18 protein-coding genes are annotated in these 18,795 nt (G+C 44.4%); 12 read left to right on the forward strand and 6 right to left on the reverse strand.

The window, feature by feature from the left end:
• Positions 1–4: 4 nt before the first annotated feature.
• The gene (gene gpmI / locus BAE46_RS02780) at positions 5–1,534 is read right to left on the reverse strand and encodes a 2,3-bisphosphoglycerate-independent phosphoglycerate mutase (protein WP_070111697.1); all 1,530 of its coding nucleotides are present in this window, start codon (positions 1,532–1,534) and stop codon (positions 5–7) included.
• A gap of 239 nt (positions 1,535–1,773) precedes the next feature.
• Between gpmI and BAE46_RS02785 the strand changes: the two genes are divergently transcribed.
• The 4 genes from BAE46_RS02785 to gpsA all read left to right on the forward strand — a co-directional run bounded on the left by BAE46_RS02785 (position 1,774) and on the right by gpsA (position 4,258).
• A complete protein-coding gene (locus tag BAE46_RS02785) occupies positions 1,774–2,202 on the forward strand; it encodes a rhodanese-like domain-containing protein (protein WP_006007547.1) in 429 nt (142 codons plus the stop codon).
• Positions 2,203–2,282: 80 nt separating this feature from the next.
• Positions 2,283–2,540, forward strand: a complete 258-nt coding sequence (gene grxC / locus BAE46_RS02790) for a glutaredoxin 3 (protein WP_006007549.1) — start codon at positions 2,283–2,285, stop codon at positions 2,538–2,540.
• 116 nt (positions 2,541–2,656) lie between these two features.
• Complete coding sequence (secB, locus tag BAE46_RS02795) at positions 2,657–3,187, forward strand: protein-export chaperone SecB (protein WP_006007551.1); 531 nt, start codon at positions 2,657–2,659, stop codon at positions 3,185–3,187.
• Between the two features lie 63 nt (positions 3,188–3,250).
• Positions 3,251–4,258, forward strand: a complete 1,008-nt coding sequence (gene gpsA, locus BAE46_RS02800; RefSeq protein WP_006007552.1) for an NAD(P)H-dependent glycerol-3-phosphate dehydrogenase — start codon at positions 3,251–3,253, stop codon at positions 4,256–4,258.
• Positions 4,259–4,340: 82 nt separating this feature from the next.
• On the opposite strand, the gene trmL is transcribed toward gpsA, so the two are convergent.
• A complete protein-coding gene (gene trmL, locus BAE46_RS02805) occupies positions 4,341–4,805 on the reverse strand; it encodes a tRNA (uridine(34)/cytosine(34)/5-carboxymethylaminomethyluridine(34)-2'-O)-methyltransferase TrmL (protein ID WP_006007555.1) in 465 nt (154 codons plus the stop codon).
• Positions 4,806–4,979: 174 nt separating this feature from the next.
• Between trmL and BAE46_RS02810 the strand changes: the two genes are divergently transcribed.
• The 4 genes from BAE46_RS02810 to BAE46_RS02825 all read left to right on the forward strand — a co-directional run bounded on the left by BAE46_RS02810 (position 4,980) and on the right by BAE46_RS02825 (position 9,236).
• On the forward strand, positions 4,980–6,005 hold the full coding sequence (locus tag BAE46_RS02810) for a sodium-dependent bicarbonate transport family permease (RefSeq protein WP_006007557.1): 1,026 nt from the start codon (positions 4,980–4,982) through the stop codon (positions 6,003–6,005).
• Between the two features lie 23 nt (positions 6,006–6,028).
• Positions 6,029–6,343, forward strand: coding sequence for a P-II family nitrogen regulator (locus BAE46_RS02815; protein ID WP_006007559.1), 315 nt, complete (start codon positions 6,029–6,031; stop codon positions 6,341–6,343).
• A 176-nt stretch (positions 6,344–6,519) separates the two neighbouring features.
• Positions 6,520–7,626 (forward strand): YcjF family protein, encoded by a 1,107-nt coding sequence (locus tag BAE46_RS02820; RefSeq protein ID WP_006007561.1) that lies wholly within the window; start codon positions 6,520–6,522, stop codon positions 7,624–7,626.
• Positions 7,623–9,236: a GTPase family protein gene (locus BAE46_RS02825; protein WP_006007563.1), complete on the forward strand. Its 1,614-nt coding sequence runs from the start codon at positions 7,623–7,625 to the stop codon at positions 9,234–9,236. The genes BAE46_RS02820 and BAE46_RS02825 overlap by 4 nt, the downstream gene beginning before the upstream one ends.
• Before the next feature lie 110 nt (positions 9,237–9,346).
• Here BAE46_RS02825 and BAE46_RS02830 read toward each other — a convergent pair whose 3' ends face one another.
• On the reverse strand, positions 9,347–10,342 hold the full coding sequence (locus BAE46_RS02830) for an alpha/beta fold hydrolase (protein WP_083256772.1): 996 nt from the start codon (positions 10,340–10,342) through the stop codon (positions 9,347–9,349).
• A gap of 149 nt (positions 10,343–10,491) precedes the next feature.
• Between BAE46_RS02830 and BAE46_RS02835 the strand changes: the two genes are divergently transcribed.
• Complete coding sequence (locus BAE46_RS02835; RefSeq protein WP_070111698.1) at positions 10,492–11,436, forward strand: homocysteine S-methyltransferase family protein; 945 nt, start codon at positions 10,492–10,494, stop codon at positions 11,434–11,436.
• Positions 11,437–11,469: 33 nt separating this feature from the next.
• Here the strand turns inward: BAE46_RS02835 and BAE46_RS02840 are convergent, their stop codons facing one another.
• The 3 genes from BAE46_RS02840 to BAE46_RS02850 form a co-directional block, all read right to left on the reverse strand.
• The gene (locus BAE46_RS02840; protein WP_040521152.1) at positions 11,470–12,837 is read right to left on the reverse strand and encodes an MFS transporter; all 1,368 of its coding nucleotides are present in this window, start codon (positions 12,835–12,837) and stop codon (positions 11,470–11,472) included.
• A 319-nt stretch (positions 12,838–13,156) separates the two neighbouring features.
• Complete coding sequence (locus BAE46_RS02845; RefSeq protein ID WP_070111699.1) at positions 13,157–15,376, reverse strand: prolyl oligopeptidase family serine peptidase; 2,220 nt, start codon at positions 15,374–15,376, stop codon at positions 13,157–13,159.
• A gap of 83 nt (positions 15,377–15,459) precedes the next feature.
• On the reverse strand, positions 15,460–15,654 hold the full coding sequence (locus tag BAE46_RS02850; RefSeq protein WP_006007574.1) for a YwbE family protein: 195 nt from the start codon (positions 15,652–15,654) through the stop codon (positions 15,460–15,462).
• Between the two features lie 451 nt (positions 15,655–16,105).
• Between BAE46_RS02850 and BAE46_RS02855 the strand changes: the two genes are divergently transcribed.
• The 3 genes from BAE46_RS02855 to argB all read left to right on the forward strand — a co-directional run bounded on the left by BAE46_RS02855 (position 16,106) and on the right by argB (position 18,764).
• Complete coding sequence (locus BAE46_RS02855; RefSeq protein ID WP_070111827.1) at positions 16,106–16,648, forward strand: YaeQ family protein; 543 nt, start codon at positions 16,106–16,108, stop codon at positions 16,646–16,648.
• A 309-nt stretch (positions 16,649–16,957) separates the two neighbouring features.
• Complete coding sequence (gene argC, locus BAE46_RS02860; RefSeq protein ID WP_006007580.1) at positions 16,958–17,971, forward strand: N-acetyl-gamma-glutamyl-phosphate reductase; 1,014 nt, start codon at positions 16,958–16,960, stop codon at positions 17,969–17,971.
• A gap of 1 nt (position 17,972) precedes the next feature.
• The gene (gene argB / locus BAE46_RS02865) at positions 17,973–18,764 is read left to right on the forward strand and encodes an acetylglutamate kinase (protein WP_006007582.1); all 792 of its coding nucleotides are present in this window, start codon (positions 17,973–17,975) and stop codon (positions 18,762–18,764) included.
• Positions 18,765–18,795: the final 31 nt, after the last annotated feature.

Here is an 18,795-nt window from a genome sequence, read left to right on the forward strand (position 1 = left end):
CAGACTACTTTAGTGTCACAATAGGTGTGCCTGTCATTTGTGTTGGCTGCTCCATTCCCATTAAATGCAACATCGTAGGGGCGACATCACTTAGCGTGCCATCGTTTCGTGTAGTTGCCGCACGACCAAAGTAGATGAACGGAACCGGTTCACTAGTATGCGCGGTGTGAGCTACGCCGGTATTGGGGTCTTGCATCTGTTCAGCGTTGCCATGATCAGCTGTAATTATACACTCGCCATGGTTGCGGCTTAAGGCCTCAACCAAACGGCCTATGCAGCCGTCAACTGCTTCACAAGCCTTAACAGCCGCTTCAAAATTCCCAGTGTGCCCAACCATATCACCGTTGGGGAAGTTACAAATAATCACATCGAAACTGCCTGCGTCTATCGCTTCAATGAGTGCATCAGTCAGTTTCTCTGAATTCATTTCTGGCTGAAGATCGTAGGTTGCCACGTCGGGCGATGGAATAAGGATGCGTTTTTCACCTTCGTACTCATCTTCTTTACCGCCACTATAAAAAAACGTGACGTGAGCAAACTTTTCTGTTTCTGATATTCTTAACTGGGTTTTATGGTGGCTAGACAGCCATTCTCCCATTGAATTAACGATATCTTGTGAAGGATAAGCCACCGGCGCTTTTAAGGTAGACTCGTATTCAGTTAGCATTACAAAGTTAATATTGGCTTTTGAGTCTCGGGTGAAGCCCTTGAAATCTTGAGTAATTAAAGCGTGCGAAAGTTCGCGCGCACGATCCGCTCTAAAATTCATAAACAACACGGTATCGCCACTTTGCATACCACTGTAGTCACCAACCACGGTGGGTTTCACAAATTCATCAGATTGCCCACGCGCGTATGACTCAGCGACGCCCTGCTGGGCAGAATCTGTATGAAATTCAGCGTCACCGTTTACCAGCATGTTATAAGCTAGTTCAACCCTATCCCAGCGATTGTCTCGGTCCATGGCGTAGTAGCGGCCAATCAGAGTGGCTATTTGTGCGCCTTTAATACTGCTTAAGACTTGTTGCGCCTGTCCTACAAATTTTTCAGCGCTTTGTGGAGGCGTATCGCGGCCGTCTAAAAAACCATGTAAGTAAATTTTACTAACGCCGCGCGCGCTTGCTAATTCCGCCACGGCCATTAGATGATCCTGGTGTGAATGCACACCGCCATCGGACAGCAGGCCCATAATATGCAACGCTTTGCTATTTTTCGCTGCACTGTCAATCGCCGTAGTAAGTACCTCATTGTTAACAAAGCTACCGTCTTCTATCGCTTTGGTTATTTTCGTAAAGTCTTGATAGACCACACGCCCGGCGCCAAGATTTACATGCCCTACCTCAGAATTACCCATTTGCCCCGGCGGTAAACCCACGTCAATCCCTGAGCCTGAAATTAAGGTGCTGGCATATTCGCGCGTTAGTCTATCTAGATTAGGGGTATTAGCACAGGCCACGGCATTGTTGGTTTTGTCTTCTTTGTAACCCCAGCCGTCTAAAATAAATAGTGCGAGTGTTTTTTTCTTCAGCGTCATAAAATTCCTTAATCTCAAAGCAAAATACGTTGTTAAGCCCCGTGCAAGAAGTGGTGCAAAATAGAATTAACATACATCAATATATATATACCCTGCTAATTTAGCAGTTATTTGCCCTACCTTAAATAAAAAGTAAATTGAATACACACTAATCCACCTTAATTGGGTGTTATTTGTATGAGGTTTATATATAATTCCGCTTTTAGTCGTATTAAAACATTACAGTGAGATAACGTTTCATGGATTCAACACTTCTCGAATTTGCAAAAGACCAAATACTATTAACTGGATTATGGATCGCTTTGGTGGCTATGCTAGTGTATTCATTCGTAGCGCCTATTTTGTCAAAAACTAAACGCGTCAATAATCATGAAGCCACATTACTCATTAATAAAGAAGACGCTATAGTGCTTGATATTCGCGTGGCAAAAGACTTTAAAGCAGGTCACATCATCGATTCGAAACAGTTAAAGCCTGAAGAAGTCCGAGAAGGCAACTACATCAAGCTTGAAAAATATAAAAACCAACCCATTATTGTAGTCTGCGCAATGGGCAACCTTGCAGCAGGTACGGCCACTAAAATGGCCAAAGCTGGGTTTAACAAGGTGTATGTACTGACCGGCGGCATGAACGCATGGCAAGGTGCAAGTTTACCTGTAAGCAAATAATTTAATGAACACAAAAGCGCTTGAATGTGGGCTTGAGCCAAGGCTAAGCGAATAGTCAATGCGCGAATATTGGAAATAGAATGCAAAAAGTTGAAATATATACCAAGGGCTACTGCCCATTCTGCACACGCGCCACAAGCTTACTAAAAGCAAAAGACGCAGATTTCACCAATTTTGAAATAGACAAGCAGCCTGAACTGCGTGGCCCAATGATTGAGCGTGCTAACGGTCAGTCAACAGTACCGCAAATTTTTATTGGCGACACTCATGTTGGCGGCTGTGACGATTTATTCGCACTTGACGCAGCAGGCAAACTTGACGCTATGCTTAAAGGCTAAGGCATTTGAATTGATAAACGGGTGAGCGAGGCTGATATGTTCTCGCCCGTTAACGACATTAACATCAGGTACACTAAAAAGTGTACGTATATAGAACTACATAATGGGAAATAAATATGGCTGACGAACCACAACCGCAAGACGAACCGCAAGATGCACAACAGCAGCAAGAAGTTCAATTTAACGTGCAGCGCATTTACACCAAAGACATTTCATTTGAAACGCCTAACTCTCCTAGCGCTTTTCAAAAAGAATGGAAGCCTGAAATTAAACTCGATATTGACACGCGCACGCAAGAGCTAAGCGCTAATTTATTTGAGGTCACGTTGTCAGTTACGGTAACTGCTACCAACGACGGCGACACCGCGTTTTTATGTGAAGTGCAGCAAGCAGGGATTTTCGCCATTGGTGAAATGCCCGCTAATAACAAAGCACATATGCTGGGTTCTTACTGTCCGAACCTGTTATTTCCGTATGCACGTGAAACGGTGTCTAACCTTGTTAACCGGGGTACTTTCCCAGTGCTTAACTTAGCGCCAGTAAATTTTGATGCTATTTTTACGCAGTATGTGCAAAAACGTCAAGAAGAAGCCGCCAAGCAGGCGCTAGAAAGCGATGATAATGCACCACCGAAATTAGACTCTTAAGCTCTACAGGGCGACAGCAAACAACGCTGTCGCTATTAAGCAAATAGCCAAGGAAACCTCTTAGTGACGACACTTTCGCACAACATTACGGTTTTTGGAGCCGGCTCATACGGCACAGCCTTGGCTTTTTGTTTATCACGTAACAAACATAAAACCTATCTGTGGGGCCGAGATCCAAGAGCAATTGCCCACATGCAAACGAGTCGCTGCAACGCCAAATATCTGGAAAAATTTACATTCCCAGACGCGCTCTTTCCTACTTCACATTTAGAAGAAGTCATTAACGACAGCATGTATTTGCTAGTCGTGGTGCCAAGTCATGCTTTCGCCGACATGCTAGGCTTAATAGCGCCGTTTATTGGCCCTCAACATAAAGTCATTTGGGCCAGTAAAGGATTAGAGCCCGGCACCGGGCGTTTATTGCAGCAAGTGGCACAAGACATATTGCCTGAAAGCACCGCACTAGCGGTGCTTTCAGGCCCAACCTTTGCTGCTGAAATGGCGGCTGGCTTACCTACCGCCATTACCTTGTCAAGCACATGCGATAATTTAGGCGCTGAGTTTGCGGCTTTGTTACACGACCCTAAACGCTTTAGAGTTTATTTGAACAGCGATTTAATCGGGGTACAGTTAGGCGGCGCCGTTAAAAACGTAATCGCCATAGGCGCTGGACTTGCCGATGGTTTAGGCTTTGGTGCAAATGCTAGAACCGCTTTAATCACTCGGGGCTTAGCCGAAATGAAGCGCTTGGGGCTGGCCTTAGGCGCACAAAGCGAGACCTTTATGGGCATGGCATGTTTGGGCGATTTAGTCTTAACCTGCACCGACAATCAATCGCGCAACCGCCGCTTCGGGCTCGCTTTAGGCCAAGGTTTAAGCGTTGAAGACGCAATAGACAGCATAGGCCAAGTAGTTGAAGGTTATCGAAATACCGACGAAGTAAACATACTGTCAAAGGCGCAAGGTATAGAAATGCCTATTTGCGAGCAAATTTACAAAGTATTATACGAAAAAAAATCTGCTAAGGAAGCCGCTATTGCATTACTAGGACGCGAGCAAACTACCGAGTAATATTGAACTAGCGACTTTGCTAGTAGTAACGCAGCCACACTAATGCGAGGCTCTGCCTTTATTTTTGGCGTCTACCAATGCGCTAGCACGCATTCTCAAATCCTAGCTGGCGCCAAGATTCATATACAAATACCGCCACCGCATTGGATAAATTCATGCTTCTGCTGTTAGCGCTCATAGGAATGCGCACCCGGCACTGCGGCGGCAATGACATAATGATATCACTTGGCAAGCCGCGCGTTTCAGGCCCAAATAATAAGGCGTCACCTTTTTCATAGCTTACTTCATGATGAAAAGCTTTGCCCTTTGTGGTGCACGCAATCACGCGCTTGGGCTTTTGAGCATTCAGATAGGTCTCTAAATTTGGATAACGCTTGGTGTCGGCAAACTCATGGTAGTCTAAACCCGCGCGGCGTACTTTCTTTTCATCCCAATCAAAGCCTAAAGGTTCAATTAAGTGAAGTTTGTAGCCTGTATTGGCGCATAAGCGGATTATGTTTCCTGTATTAGGGGGAATTTCTGGCTCAAATAGGACGACGTCTAACATGTGTGCTCACTTATTTCTTAGCAGCGTTGTATACGCCTTTTATTGTATCAGTTTGCAACGTAGGAAAACGCAGAAAATTGGTATACACTATTATTATTACGTAAATAAACATGTAGATACAGCTAGTGTTGAGCATGCTTCATCATTTTATCAGTAAAGGTTAGCACTAATAATATGGATACTCTTGTAAGCTTCGGCCAGCTATTTCTAGGGGGCTTTCAAACCCCAACCTTGGGTTTTTTATTGGGCGGTATGTTCATGGCAGCCATGGGGAGTCGCTTAAGTATTCCCGACCAAGTATACAAGTTTATTGTGTTTGTACTGTTGATGAAAATAGGGCTGCGCGGCGGCATGGAAATTCGAAATGCGAATTTGGCTGAGCTCTTACTGCCCGCTTTTTTTGCCGTGCTAATTGGCATTATTATTGTGTACGGTGGCAAAGTGGCACTATCAAAACTTCCCGGTATTCGCCCTGTCGACGCTATTGCAACCGCAGGACTTTTTGGCGCCGTTTCTGCGTCAACTTTTGCCGCAGCAATGCTACATTTAGACGACATTGGCATGGAATATGAGGCTTGGGTATCGGCGCTATACCCCTTCATGGATATTACCGCCTTGGTGCTCGCCATTGTATTAGCAAGGCTAGTCACTCAAAAAGAGGACAAAGCGAATGACAAGGAGGCACCAAAACACAAGCGCAAAGACATTAACATTCAAGCAATAGTGGTAGACAGTTTACGTGGATCTGCGCTGTCAGCGCTTATTCTAGGCTTACTATTAGGCCTACTAACCAAGCCAGAGCCTGTATATGAGAGTTTCTATAACCCTGTATTTCGTGGATTTTTGTCGATTCTCATGGTGATTATGGGTATAGAAGCTTGGCAGCGATTGAGTGAGCTTCGCCGAGTTGCTCATTGGTATGCGGTGTATGCGGTTATTGCACCTCTTATGCACGGCGCCATTGCCTTTGGTTTTGGCGCTATAGCGCATCATTTAACCGGCTTTAGCCCCGGCGGTGTAGTGTTGCTGGCGATACTTGCGGCTTCAAGCTCAGATATTTCAGGGCCACCGACGCTGCGCGCGGGTATTCCTACCGCAAACCCTTCCGCCTTTATTGGCTCGTCTACCAGTATCGGCACACCCATTTGTATTGCCATAGGTATCCCCCTGTTCACCGAATTAGCCAAGGTTGTTTTTTAACGACACCCGCATAAAGGAAAATCATGAAACATAAAGCCACGCTACTATCTATAATGACCGAAAAGGTCTTTGAAGAGAATATTCTAGAAGTGCTTGAGCAAGAGGGCGCAAAGGGCTACACCATTTTTGAAGGCGGAGGCAACGGCTCGTTTCACCTGCATCCAGCACAGCATGCATCCATGGTAGACGAATTTAGGATCGTGAAAATAGAGGTCATCGTATTGAGTACTGATACCGCTAATAAAATTGCTAAACGCTTAATGGAAGAATGCTTTAACGAGCAGCCGGGTATTGTCAGCTTAAGCGACGTACAAATATTCAGAGCGCAAAAGTTTTAACGCATTATACTTAGAAAATGATGAAGCAGGCCGAGAAGTGCTAAGCGCATTGCATAAAGCATCACTGGCGAATAAAGCGCTTGAGCAAAGCTAGACGTATAAAGTTTGATTCAATTCTTAAACGGTTTATCTTGTTTAAGAAGGCTAGCGCGCAATAGACGAAGATCACGGTGACCATGTTTACTCAAATTAAAGCATTTATTAATCCTCGTAAAAATACGAATATCACGCAGGTGCAAGACTTTCAGCAAAAACATTTGCCCACTTTGTGGCTGCTGGGCAAAACTGGTGCGGGCAAGTCGTCGCTTATTCAATCCGTCACAGGCCTGTCGTGTGTGGAAATAGGCAATGGTTTTGAACCCTGTACGGTAAGCGCTCACGCCTACGATTTTCCGCAAGACAAACCAATAATGCGATTTTTAGACACGCGCGGCCTAGGCGAAGCTAACTACGACCCCAAAGAAGATTTAGCCGAAATGGCTAAGCAAGGCAATGCGGTTGTAGTGTTAATGAGAGCTGAAGAGCCAGAACAAAGCGCAGTCTTAGCGGCTTTAAAACAGATTAGAAAAGATAAAAACATACGCCACTTACTCCTTGTTCATAGCGCAGTTTTGCTCAGTAGCGACAGCGATAGGGCACGTCAAGTCGCTTTTAATGAGGAGCAGGTGCGAGGTGTTTGGGATAAAGACTTTAGTACGGTGAGTGTAGATTTTGAAGTCCCCAGCGGGGGTATCTATAACGAGGACTTGTTGCTGTCTGAAATAAGCAATATATTACCGCTTGTTGGTTTATTGATTAACGATAAAGCCCACTGCACCATGGAAAGCAATAACTTTGCACAGGTTCAAAAAGAAGTTCTTTGGTACTGTGGTAGTGCCGCAGCGAGTGATTTAATTCCTGCTATTGGCTTGGTGTCGGTCCCCGCTATTCAAGCCAAAATGTTGCATAGCTTAGCCAAACAGTACGACCTAGTATTCAACACGCAAACTTTTGGTGAGTTAATTGGGTCTTTGGGCAGTAGCTTTGCTCTTAGCTATTCGACCAAACTTGGGGCAAGGCAGTTAATCAAGTTTATTCCCGTTTATGGGCAAACGGTGGGAGCAATTGCCGCTGCGTCTATGAGCTTTGCGACCACCTATGGCTTAGGGCGCGTTGCCTGCTATTACTTCTATCGTAAACAAAAAGGGGAAGACGTATCGCCAGAAAAAATGCAGGACTTGTACAAAAAGGCCTTCAAAAAAGGCAAAGCAGCAGCCAATTATGATGAAAACAGTCGGCCATGAATAAAATCAAACAGCTTTTTGTAGTCCTCACGAAAATGTCAGGTGGCCGCTGGGGTATCGCTGTGGTGTCTGCTGTATTGCCTGTTTTGGTATTGATTGTGTTTGCGCTGTTTCTTGCCATTAAGTACGACTATATATTGTTACTTTCGCTCATTATCGCGTTTAGCACCTTGCTTATCAGCGTGCCTTTGTTTGTTATTGCTTGCAACAATAAGAAGAAAAAAGATGACGTTACCTTAAACACAGCGCAGGTAAGCGACGCCTTGGTAGCAAGATCACAGCAGTGGTCGCAAAACGAAGTGATTATTTGGGAAAAAACCAAACTTAAATCGCAACAGCTATTGCTAGAAAAGAATGAGTGGAGTGAGCTTGACCAAGTGGGTTTGGATATTCTGGCGTTTGTGGCAAGCGAATTTGGTAAAAAGGCGTTAGATTTTTCGATTCCAGAGGGATTACAGCTCGTTGGAGAAATAAGCCGCCGCTATAAGAACGTTATAGAAGCGCATATTCCTGGCGTTGAAATGTTAAAAGTGTCGCACTTAAAAGAAGGCTATGCGGTTTACGAGCAATATGGAGAGCTAGGCGGCAAAGCGTTAAAAATAGCTATTTGGGCAAACTATGCCAAAAACTTATACTTGAATCCCGCAAAATTTGCTGCTGACCTTATCAAAGATCAGTCCACATCGTCTATGACAAAAGGGTTGGTTGACAACATGCAAAGCCAGGCCAAGCAAGCGCTTTTAGATGAGATTGCAAGCGTGGCTATTGACCTTTATAGCGGCCGCTTTAGTTTTGAAGAAGAGGACGTGACTGCCTCAAGCATCGTAGCCAAGGATGAAACACGCTTTGCGTTAGCGCTAGAGCCAATACGTATAGTGTTTGTTGGTCAAACAAGCGCAGGGAAGTCGTCCATTATCAACCTCATTAAAGAGCAGCTAGTAGCTGAGGTTGACGTATTACCGTCAACCGATACAGCCACTGTCTACGAGGCTGTATTAAACGACATCCCAATACGTGTGATTGATCTGCAAGGTTTAGACGGTGACACTAGCACCCAACAGGCAATGCTTGATGAAATGACGCAAGCTGACTTGATCATGTGGGTGTTAAAAGCAAATCAGCCTGCGCGGGCGCTAGACAAAACCTTGAAAACTGCGTTTGATGCCTACTATGCAAGTAACAAAAACATCTCTCGCAAAAAAGCCGCGCTCATTGGCGTAGTTAATCAGGTCGATAAACTTAAACCTGTTGACCAATGGCAGCCGCCATACAATATTGCAGAGCCCAACTGCGCCAAGGCGAAGATAATTAAGCAGGCGCTTGAGTTTAATCAAAAAAAATTGCACTTTGATGCTGTTGTAGCCTTGTCTATTGCACCTGACAAAGAAAGCTTTGGCGCACAAGAGCTTAAGTTCGCCATGGGTGAAGCTATCGAAAATGCGAGTAATGTGCAGCGAAACCGTCAGCGAATAGAAGCGATGGGAAAAGGCATTGCGCTTAGACAGCAAGTTAAGCGAGCGTTTCACTCGGGTAAAAAACTGTATCCTAATATTTTAAGAAGTGCAGCACCTGACATTAGCGATTTTGTGATTAAGAAGCTTAGAAAATAAAAGGCCTTTGCCGCGTTTATTTAGTCAGCTCAAGCAAGGCATATAGAAGAAGTAGTATCTTATACATTTAGTTTTTTGCCCCACTTAGCATCTTTACTGTGCTGTGATGCCTAGTGATTATGGTCGCTTTCTATAAAGTCATATATATTGCTAAGCACCATTGTTCTTGCCTCGTCTTGTTCAAGCAGTAACTCATGTTGTGCATTAGCCACCTTAACCAACGTGGCGTTTGCTAATTGTGCGACAAACTGAGTCATTTTCTTATTATCTACGATACGTTCTTGCTCAGCTTGAAACACCAACGTAGGCAACATTATGCTTGATGCTTTAAGACGCAAGTCGCGCATTGCAGTAATAGCCTGCTGCATCCATGTAAAGCTAATTCCCCCCAGCTGATTCTGTGAATAAAGTGTCATCATGTCTCGAAAAACACCGTAGCGTAACTCACTGTTTGTCAGCTTATTTTCATTAAAAGAACCAGCCTCATAGTTAGTTTGACCCCATAAATAACCTAGGGGCAAGCCAAAAAACGCTCTTATGCCTAGCACCGTTTTCACCATTAAATACGTTAAGGATTCACTTACCGGGATCAGTATGCCAAGCATTGGGGCAGTCATCACTAATTTCGTAAATACCGTTGGTTGAGCCAACACATACATGCTGCCAATTGCTCCCCCCATTGAATGGCAAAAAAGGATTTTCTGTAAGTTGCCCTGATTATTGTCAGTTAAAAGAGGATTGAGCACATTTTCGATTACTTCATGCAAATCTTCAACATAGTCATTGAAACTTTTTACATAGCCTATGTGGGGATTTGGGAGCAAACGAGTAGATTGGCCCTGTCCTTGATGATCAAGCATAAATACCGTGTACCCGTTTTGGTACAGCTCGTAGATAAACTCCGCATATTTTACTAGAGATTCTGAACGGCCTTGTGAGATAACAATACACTTGCTGGCCGATGCATTAATCACATAACCATAGAAAGTATCTACTGCACTGCGTTGTTGCCAAATGCCGGTGCGTACTTTCTTATTAAAAAACGCCATAAAGTCTGTCTGAGGATAGGTGCTTACCTTATTTTCAAGGCTGATATAGTAAGTCAATTGGCGTGCCTTAAAATGATGTTGAAAATAAAGGGAGCGATAGTAAAGGGGTCAGGTCCAATGACTAATTCAACCTGCCCCCTTTATTTTACTACTAGTTCAGCTTATATTCACCCCCCAATAAATTAGCAATAATATGGCTTACCCAAATGACGAAAATTACACTGCTTGATGGCGGCATGGGACAGGAATTACTGCGCAGAAGCTCACGTTTGGCGACGCGCTTATGGTCTGCCGATATTATGCATAATGAGCCCTCATTAGTGCGCGACCTTCACCGTGATTTTATCCTTGCCGGCGCGCGCGTTATTACACTCAACAACTATACCGCAACCCCAGAGCGCTTAACGCGAGAAAATGTACCCGAGCAGCTCGAAAGCCTGCATAGCGCGGCGATACGTGCAGCCACGCAAGCGGTAGAAATTGCACAGTGCGACGGAGTCAAAATAGCAGGCTGCTTGCCCCCCTTAGTAGCAAGTTATCAGCCAGAAGTAATTTTGACTTACCCTGAAGCGCTAGCCAGCTACCGCCGCCTTGTGCAACTGCAGTATAATGCGTGCGACGTGTTTTTATGCGAAACCATGGCATCTATTGCCGAGGCCAGCGCGGCATGCACCGCTGGTGTTGAAAGTGGAAAACCTGTATGGGTTGCACTAACCGTCAGTGATAGCCACTTTGGACTGCTGCGCAGCGGCGAGTCGTTAACCAAAGCGGTGGCTGTTCTGTCGTCTTTGGGCGCTCACGCAATCTTGTTAAATTGCAGCCAGCCTGAAGCAATAAGCGCGTGTTGGCCTGACTTGTCGTGGGCAGCTAAAACAACAGTAAACGCAAGTGGGCAAAAAGCCAGCCTACCAAGCTATACTTTGGAAATTGGTGCCTACGCCAACGGTTTTGTATCTATAGACTCTTTGCATCCTGGTGTTACGGTTGACGTACTTGAAGCACGCCAAGACTTAAATCCCCAAGAATACGCCGAAGTTGCCATGCAATGGGTAACAAATGGCGCCTCAATTATTGGTGGATGCTGTGAAATTGGCCCGGCGCACATACAAGTTTTGCATGATAGCTTGTGTGAAAAAGGCTATCTTGTTTGAAAAAACGAAAGGGGTGAGGTCTACTTAGTTTCCCTACTGCCTCCCCCTCACGGCAGATGCCACACATGCTACAATGACGAAGATGAGTGACATTAATAAAGCCAGTGAAATGGTAGTCATAAGCGCAGGGTTTGTTTCAGGGCCGAAGGTAGCGTCACCTATATAAAAGTGCATCATCAAATTGACTAAGCTCATGCCCACCAGATTTCCAATAGTGCGCGATAAATTCATAGATGCAGAGGCCACGCCTATTTCTTGTTGTTTCACCGCGCCCATTATCGCGCTGTTATTTGGGGTTGAAAATAGTCCAAAGCCGAGCCCTATAACACCTAAGGACACGCCAATGTACAAGGCGCTTGTATGCGTATCTAATTGATTTAATAGTACAAAGCCTAGCGCAACGATACTGCAGCCTAAGGTTGCAATTACTCTAGGTTGAAAACGATCAGAAAGCTTTCCAGCAAACGGCGCAACGATAGCCATTAGCAGTGCCTGAATAAGTAAAATTTGCCCAGCATAAGCAGGACCAAAGCCTTTGATATACTGCAGATATAAGCTGAGTAAAAAGATAATGGCGAAGTTGCTGCCATACATCAAAAACGAAGTAAACAATGACAAACTGAACACGCGGCTTTCACGAAACATTTGCACGCGGATCAAAGGCTGCTTGCTGCGGCTTTGATGCACAATAAAGCTCGTTATACTTACCAACGAAATCAGCAACAAGAATATCCCTAAGGCACTTGGTAACTTACTCAGCCCATACACTAAACTAAAGGCAAATGTTGCGAATATAAGAGAGCCTATCCAATCAAAGCTCGAGTGAAGATCGTTTTTCCATTCACCATGAAGCTTACATTTAATGAATATAAGCAAAGCAATTATAAAGGGAATTTGAAAATAGAACACCGAGCGCCAGCCTAGCAATTCTGTTAACCAGCCGCCTATTGCGGGGGCCATTGTCAGACCAATATAGACGAAAGCTGCCAGCAACCCCAAGGCAGCCCCTCTTTTATTAGCGGGAGTGACCGAGGTAATAATGGCAACGCCGGTGCTAAATATCATTGCACCTGCTATACCCTGTACGAAGCGCCAAAACAAAATCCAATCAATATTCGTCGCTATTGCACACATAAAGGCGCTGAGTGCATTTAGCAATAGGCCTAATGCATAAATGCGTTTGCGGCCGTAATTATCAGCCAATTTGCCAAAAGGCAGCATAAAAGCAACACTAGCTAAAATATACAAAGTGGGCAACCAAGCAACTTTGGTGGCGTTGGCTTGTAAATCTTCAGCCAAAGCAGGAATAGCTACATTTACTGCAGCCATGCCCATGGGCGCTATAAGATAACCGGTACAAACCGCAATTAATGCAGTTGTCGTAAGAGAGAGTCGTGACAAATGTAAGTCCAGAAAATAAGAGGCTTAATGCCTATAGAAGAACTCGAAGCTTAAAAAAGATGTTGCTTTTATTAGCGCAAGCTTACAAGAAACGCCCACATTGTACCTTGCTTGAGCGGATAAGGCACATAAATGGCAATTTGCTAAGCGAAAACAAGTTTACAGAGTAACCAACAATATCAAACTAAGCCTTGGTTCTAGCAAAGCTTATACCTTTAAATATGTTGCAACATAATCTAAGAAACCGTTTAATCACGGCCACGATCGTGAGCAAGATCCAACTTGTCGCCGGCACGGCTAATTAGTTCTTTCAGGCATTTTACTGCCCATCAACTAATTTTTGCATAAGATAGGTATGCTGCAAAGCTAGGCGCTTGGCCGTTTCTTTCAGGTTGGCCGCTGCGCTGTGGCCGCCATCAATATTCTCGTAATATAGAAAATCGTGGCCTTGGTCTGCCATTCGCTTGGCCGTTTTGCGGGCGTGAGCGGGATGTACGCGGTCGTCTTTGGTTGACGTCACAAAAAAAACTTCGGGATAATCTGCCGCCGGGTCAATGTTATGATAAGGCGATATATTACGCAAAAAGGCACCTTCAACCGGATCTTCAGGATCGCCGAACTCACCTACCCATGACGCACCCGCGAGCATGGTGTGATAACGCATCATATCTAGCAAAGGCACGGCAATAATTACAGCGTTAAATAAGTCAGGACGCTGCGTGAACATAACGCCAGTAAGTAATCCGCCATTTGAGCCGCCTTCAATGCCTAAATGTTTTGCGCTTGTGATGCCTTTGTCAATGAGGCTTTGAGCCACCGCGATAAAGTCATCATATATGCGCTGACGCTGGGTTTTAAGACCTGCTTGATGCCATTTAGGGCCGTATTCACCGCCGCCACGGATGTTGGCCAACACGTACACGCCGCCATTTTCTAACCACAGCTTGCCGCGCGTGGCAGAATAGCTTGGGTTTAACGATATTTCAAAGCCGCCATAGCCGTACAGCAATGTTGGGTTGCTGCCATCCATTTTAATATTTTTATTATGCACCACGAAATAAGGTACTTGGGTGCCATCAGGGCTGGTCGCAAAAAACTGCTGCGACACCATTTCGCTAGCATCAAACCAAGCCGGTAAATTTTTAGCTTTTGCTTTGTTCCCCGTGGCGGTGTTGTAAGTCCACAGCGTATCTGGTGTAAGAAAGTTTTCAGAACTGATAAACGCTATGTCTTCCTTGTCATTAGTGGCACCAATAGTCACGCTTGAGTTAGACGGAAAGTCGAGCTTACTTGAATGCCATTTACCGTTTTTGAAATCAAAGGCGTAAGCGGCGCTTACCACGTCACGCGAAATAGAAATCAAGAGCTTGCTTTTAGTCGCGCCTACATTATTTAGCGATGATTTTTCATCTGGGCTATACACAAGTGCAATTGTTTCAATGTTCCCGTCTTTCATAAAGTCGTGAATATCAAAACTAACAAGATCACCTGTTGTAAAACCGCGCCAGTCTTCATTAAGTTGCATTAGCACTTGATCTTTAAATGCACCATAAATATTCACTTTTTCAGGGATCGGCAATGCAATCGGCGCCTGTAGTTGGCCATCTAGCATAGGCACCCATTCATAACGCGATGTGAAAAAGGTCATAGAGCGGACATTCAGAATTTCGCGTGAACCGTCTTGAAGCTCGAAAGTACTGGCCCAATAGCCCACATCTGCAAGTTCACCGCGGCCTATTTCAACAGCCTCAGATAAGGGCGTGCCCCGCTTCCAAAGTTTAGCCAGCATAGGATAGCCTGACGTGGTCATAGAGGCGTCTCCAAAATCAACGCCTATTACTACGTGATTTTCATCTAGCCACGACATTGTGCCTTTTGACTCTTGTGTCACAAAGCCCTCTTTCACCCATGTTTTTGTTTTTGTGTTGAATTCGCGGCGCACAACCGCATCTTTGCCGCCATCAGACAAATTAACAATACAGCGCTCGTAGGTGGGTCCTAGACAAGAATTGCCCTTGTATACCCAGTTTTTGCCTTCATCGTTTGCTAGCTTATCAAAATCTAATACGGTCTCCCATTTGGTTTGGGGTGAAAGATAGCTCTCAAGGGTACTTTTGCGCCAAACGCCGCGAACGTGATTTTCGTCTTGCCAAAAGTTATGTACTTCGCCGCCGCGATAAGACACATAGGGAATTTTGTCTTTCGAATTGAGGATCTCTAACGCGTCGAAACGCATTTTTTCGAAGCGTGAATCGGCCATTAATCGCTCGAGTGTGCGACTATTCCATCCTTGCACTTCAGCGAGTGCTCGCTCGCCCAACACTTCTTCTAAATAAAGGTGGTCGTCATCGGTTTTACCCGCTGTATTAAATACTAAATTTTTATAAGTCACTGTACTCACTTTTTCTTCAGAGGTGGTCGTTATGCTAGTATCGTTTATGGTCATTTGTGGTGATTTGTCTGAGCATGCCCAAAGGGCTAGGGTGCTCAACATGACGATACTTAGCGCAAAGGTTTTTTTAGTAAAAGGATATGTCATACGTATTTTTTCGTTTAATTATCGCTAGTGGTGGGTAAAGCTTAAGAAAGAAAATATTTAGCCAAACCGCAAATGCACTCTGCCTACGGATGAATTTTTTTGACTCTTCCTACTTCGCCACTGTTTAATCTAACCTTTATACCATGGTGGTGATTCGGCGAGTTAGTCAGAATTTTTTCAATCACGCCGTCTGTTAAAGCGCCGTTTCTTTGATCTTGCTTAAGTACTATTGAAACAGTAGCGCCAATCGCTATATCTGCTCTTTTTGTAGCGTCCATTTAAAGTTCCTTATTCGCACCTAGGCAATTTGTAGGTACAAAATCATAAGTATTTTGTATCCGTGTTTGAGTTTGAGTTTTCAGATTAATGAATTAAACGCAATGATAATGCCTATTGGCTTTGTGATTGTAGATCTTTGCGAAGCTGCTGATAGTAGTGTGCGGTATAACAGTTCTCATCCTTTTTAAGCTCTCTATCGCACTTACCGTAAAACTGACCAGAAGACCTTATGGACGCATTTTTTCCTGCTTAGCTACTTGCCTTAAGCGCCACGAGGTCAGCAGTAATATTGCGTTATCAACGTTTGATATTACGCCTATCCAGTGACGGAGTAAACAGTGAAAATATAGTAATACAAGCAACAGTAAGAGGCTCAAGGTGAATTAGAAAATAGTAAAGGCGCCCTTTATGCCTTATCCTTGCGAGTATAACTTCACCAAAAGCAAATCCATGGCTCTTAAACCCACCATTTATAAGTTAAACATTGCACTTGCCGACCTCAACAATCAGCATTACCCTACTTTGCACTTAACAATGGCTCAGCACCCATCAGAAACTAGCGAGAGGATGTTAGTGCGAATGCTGGCATTTTGTCGACACTCGCATGCTGACACACACGAGCTAATGCGTTTTACAAAAGGCTTAAGTGCAACAGATGAGCCCGACATATGGCACAAAGGTCTTGATGATGTTCTTAATTATTGGATAGATATTGGTGAGCCCAGCTTCGATAGAATGAAGAAGGCCTGTCGACTCTCAAAAGAAACATATTTATATAGCTTCAATAGCAAGTCGGCGGTGTGGTGGAAACAGAATCAAGAACAATTTACTAAACTGCCTATCAAGGTATTTAGCTTTGACTGGACTGACATTCAATCACTGGCAAAGCATGTTGGGCGCACAATGAATTGGTCAATTACGATCAGCGACGAGTCGTTTTTTATCAGCACTAACGAGACTCAGATTGAGGTGCGCTGGGTCAGCTTATTATGAATATTTATACAATTTAATTGCATATCTATTTTATTCCATTATCATGTACCTTCCGATTAAATAGTTGGCAAATAAGCCAATCTAAAAACTAGATAAGGTCAGGTGTGTTTACAATTTTAGATATCTTTAGTTTGGTTTCTCCCTCAGTGCGCTGTAACTTTAGAAGTCGACGATATTAAATCGCTTCTCATCTTCAATCAGCGATTGGTGCGCTAGTGCGTTCGATGTCATTTCGTGTTGTAATACCCGAACATCAGCGCTCTGCCACCTTTTTTTATCAAACCAACAGTCTAAAAAAGTTATAACATTATGTTTACAGCCTGTATTGTAGGCGCCAGTGGTTATACTGGCGCTGAATTAATAAAAATTATTAGTCAACATCCGCAGCTAACACTGACGCACTGTTTCGTATCTGAAAATAGCCAATACCAAAGTATGCTTGTTAGTGACGTACACCCACAGTTAAGCGGTATTTGTGACTTACCACTACACGCTTTAGCAAGTACTCATATAGCGAGTATCCGCAACGACTTTGATGCAATTTTCTTAGCCACACCGCACGAATTTAGCCATGACCACTTGCCTGCGATGCTGAATGGCAAAGCCGTGGTATTTGATTTGTCAGGGGCATACCGCCTGCCCAACACCCAAGTGTTTGAAACTTTTTATGGTTTTGCACACCAGCACCCGCACACACTTAAAAAAGCCGTCTATGGCCTAGCAGAATGGTATAGCGACAATATTAAAATGGCCCAGTATGTCGCGGTAGCTGGCTGTTACCCTACTGCCTCACTATTAGCGCTTAAACCGCTTATTGAAAATGACTTACTTGATCTCAGTAAATTGCCTGTTATAAATGCCACCAGCGGCGTCAGCGGGGCTGGCAAAAAGGCTTCAGCCACAACCAGCTTTTATGAGGTCAGCTTACAAGCATATGGCGTGCTAAATCATAGGCATACACCAGAAATAGAAAACTATGCAAACACACCGGTTATATTCACGCCTCATTTAGGTGGGTTCAAGCGGGGAATTTTAGCCACACTGACTGCGTTCACAAAATCAGGTGTGAGCTTGCGCGATATTCAAAACGCTTTTGACAGTGCTTATGCTCATCAACCCTTAGTCAGGGTAAAAGACAGCATGCCGAAACTTGATCACGTTATCCACACCCCTTTTTGCGACATTGGCTTTGCCTTTGACCCAACAAAACAGTGTGTGGTAGTAACGAGCGCCATAGACAATCTTTTAAAAGGCGCATCATCGCAAGCCGTTCAGTGCTGTAACATTCGACTTGGCTTACCACAAACCATGGGCTTAATTTAACATGGCAAATCCAAACAATGCACCATTACCGGTGGTCATAAAAATAGGCGGCAGTTTCTTCGCTTCCCTTACTAAAACCGCAGACAATGAATTGCTGTCAACAATCCGCATACTGCAAGCTAAAGGTCGAAGTGTTGTATTAGTCCATGGCGGCGGTGAGCAAGTACTAGAAAGATTAAACGACCTAAACATTGTCAGTACCCGTAAAAATGGTTTGCGCGTTACACCCGATGAACATATGCCCATTGTTACGGGTGTGTTAGCGGGTGAACTTAATAAGCAACTGGTAGGCGAATGTGCGAAATATTCTATAAACGCGGTGGGCATCAGTTTAGCCGACGGCAATATGGCGAATTGCACGCAGCATCCTGCTAACATTGGCGCGGTAGGCGTTCCTACAGCGAATAGTTCAGCCTTGCTTAATGTGCTAATGCAGGCGAATATGGTGCCTATAGTAGCCTCGATTGGCAAAGATGAAGCCGGCCGACTTTACAACGTTAACGCCGATCATGCTGCTATTTGCATTGCGCAACTTCTGCACACTAAGCTCTATTTTTTCGCGGACATTAGCGGCGTACTAGACAGTAAAAAAGCTTTATTAGCGACGCTGAGCGCAAAGCAGATTGATGAATTGATACAGCAAGGCGTCATTACAGACGGTATGGCGGTAAAAGTAAACGCCGCGCAGTTTGCGGCCAAAGAAATTGGTCAAAGTGTTACTATTGGCAGTTGGAATGATGCGTTTAAAATACTCATTGATAATGCTGTTTGCGGAACCGAGATACTATATTAACTACAACCGAAAATAGTGAATACAATTGAAA

The organism is Glaciecola punicea (assembly GCF_001756615.1).
GTDB lineage: Bacteria > Pseudomonadota > Gammaproteobacteria > Enterobacterales > Alteromonadaceae > Glaciecola > Glaciecola punicea.

Coding starts and splice junctions, on each gene's coding strand:
- gpmI (WP_070111697.1), bottom strand. CDS start 1,534: ATGACGCTGAAGAAAAAAACACTCGCACTATTTATTTTAGACGGCTGG.
- BAE46_RS02785 (WP_006007547.1), top strand. CDS start 1,774: ATGGATTCAACACTTCTCGAATTTGCAAAAGACCAAATACTATTAACT.
- grxC (WP_006007549.1), top strand. CDS start 2,283: ATGCAAAAAGTTGAAATATATACCAAGGGCTACTGCCCATTCTGCACA.
- secB (WP_006007551.1), top strand. CDS start 2,657: ATGGCTGACGAACCACAACCGCAAGACGAACCGCAAGATGCACAACAG.
- trmL (WP_006007555.1), bottom strand. CDS start 4,805: ATGTTAGACGTCGTCCTATTTGAGCCAGAAATTCCCCCTAATACAGGA.
- BAE46_RS02810 (WP_006007557.1), top strand. CDS start 4,980: ATGGATACTCTTGTAAGCTTCGGCCAGCTATTTCTAGGGGGCTTTCAA.
- BAE46_RS02815 (WP_006007559.1), top strand. CDS start 6,029: ATGAAACATAAAGCCACGCTACTATCTATAATGACCGAAAAGGTCTTT.
- BAE46_RS02820 (WP_006007561.1), top strand. CDS start 6,520: ATGTTTACTCAAATTAAAGCATTTATTAATCCTCGTAAAAATACGAAT.
- BAE46_RS02825 (WP_006007563.1), top strand. CDS start 7,623: ATGAATAAAATCAAACAGCTTTTTGTAGTCCTCACGAAAATGTCAGGT.
- BAE46_RS02835 (WP_070111698.1), top strand. CDS start 10,492: ATGACGAAAATTACACTGCTTGATGGCGGCATGGGACAGGAATTACTG.
- BAE46_RS02845 (WP_070111699.1), bottom strand. CDS start 15,376: ATGACATATCCTTTTACTAAAAAAACCTTTGCGCTAAGTATCGTCATG.
- BAE46_RS02850 (WP_006007574.1), bottom strand. CDS start 15,654: ATGGACGCTACAAAAAGAGCAGATATAGCGATTGGCGCTACTGTTTCA.
- BAE46_RS02855 (WP_070111827.1), top strand. CDS start 16,106: ATGGCTCTTAAACCCACCATTTATAAGTTAAACATTGCACTTGCCGAC.
- argC (WP_006007580.1), top strand. CDS start 16,958: ATGTTTACAGCCTGTATTGTAGGCGCCAGTGGTTATACTGGCGCTGAA.
- argB (WP_006007582.1), top strand. CDS start 17,973: ATGGCAAATCCAAACAATGCACCATTACCGGTGGTCATAAAAATAGGC.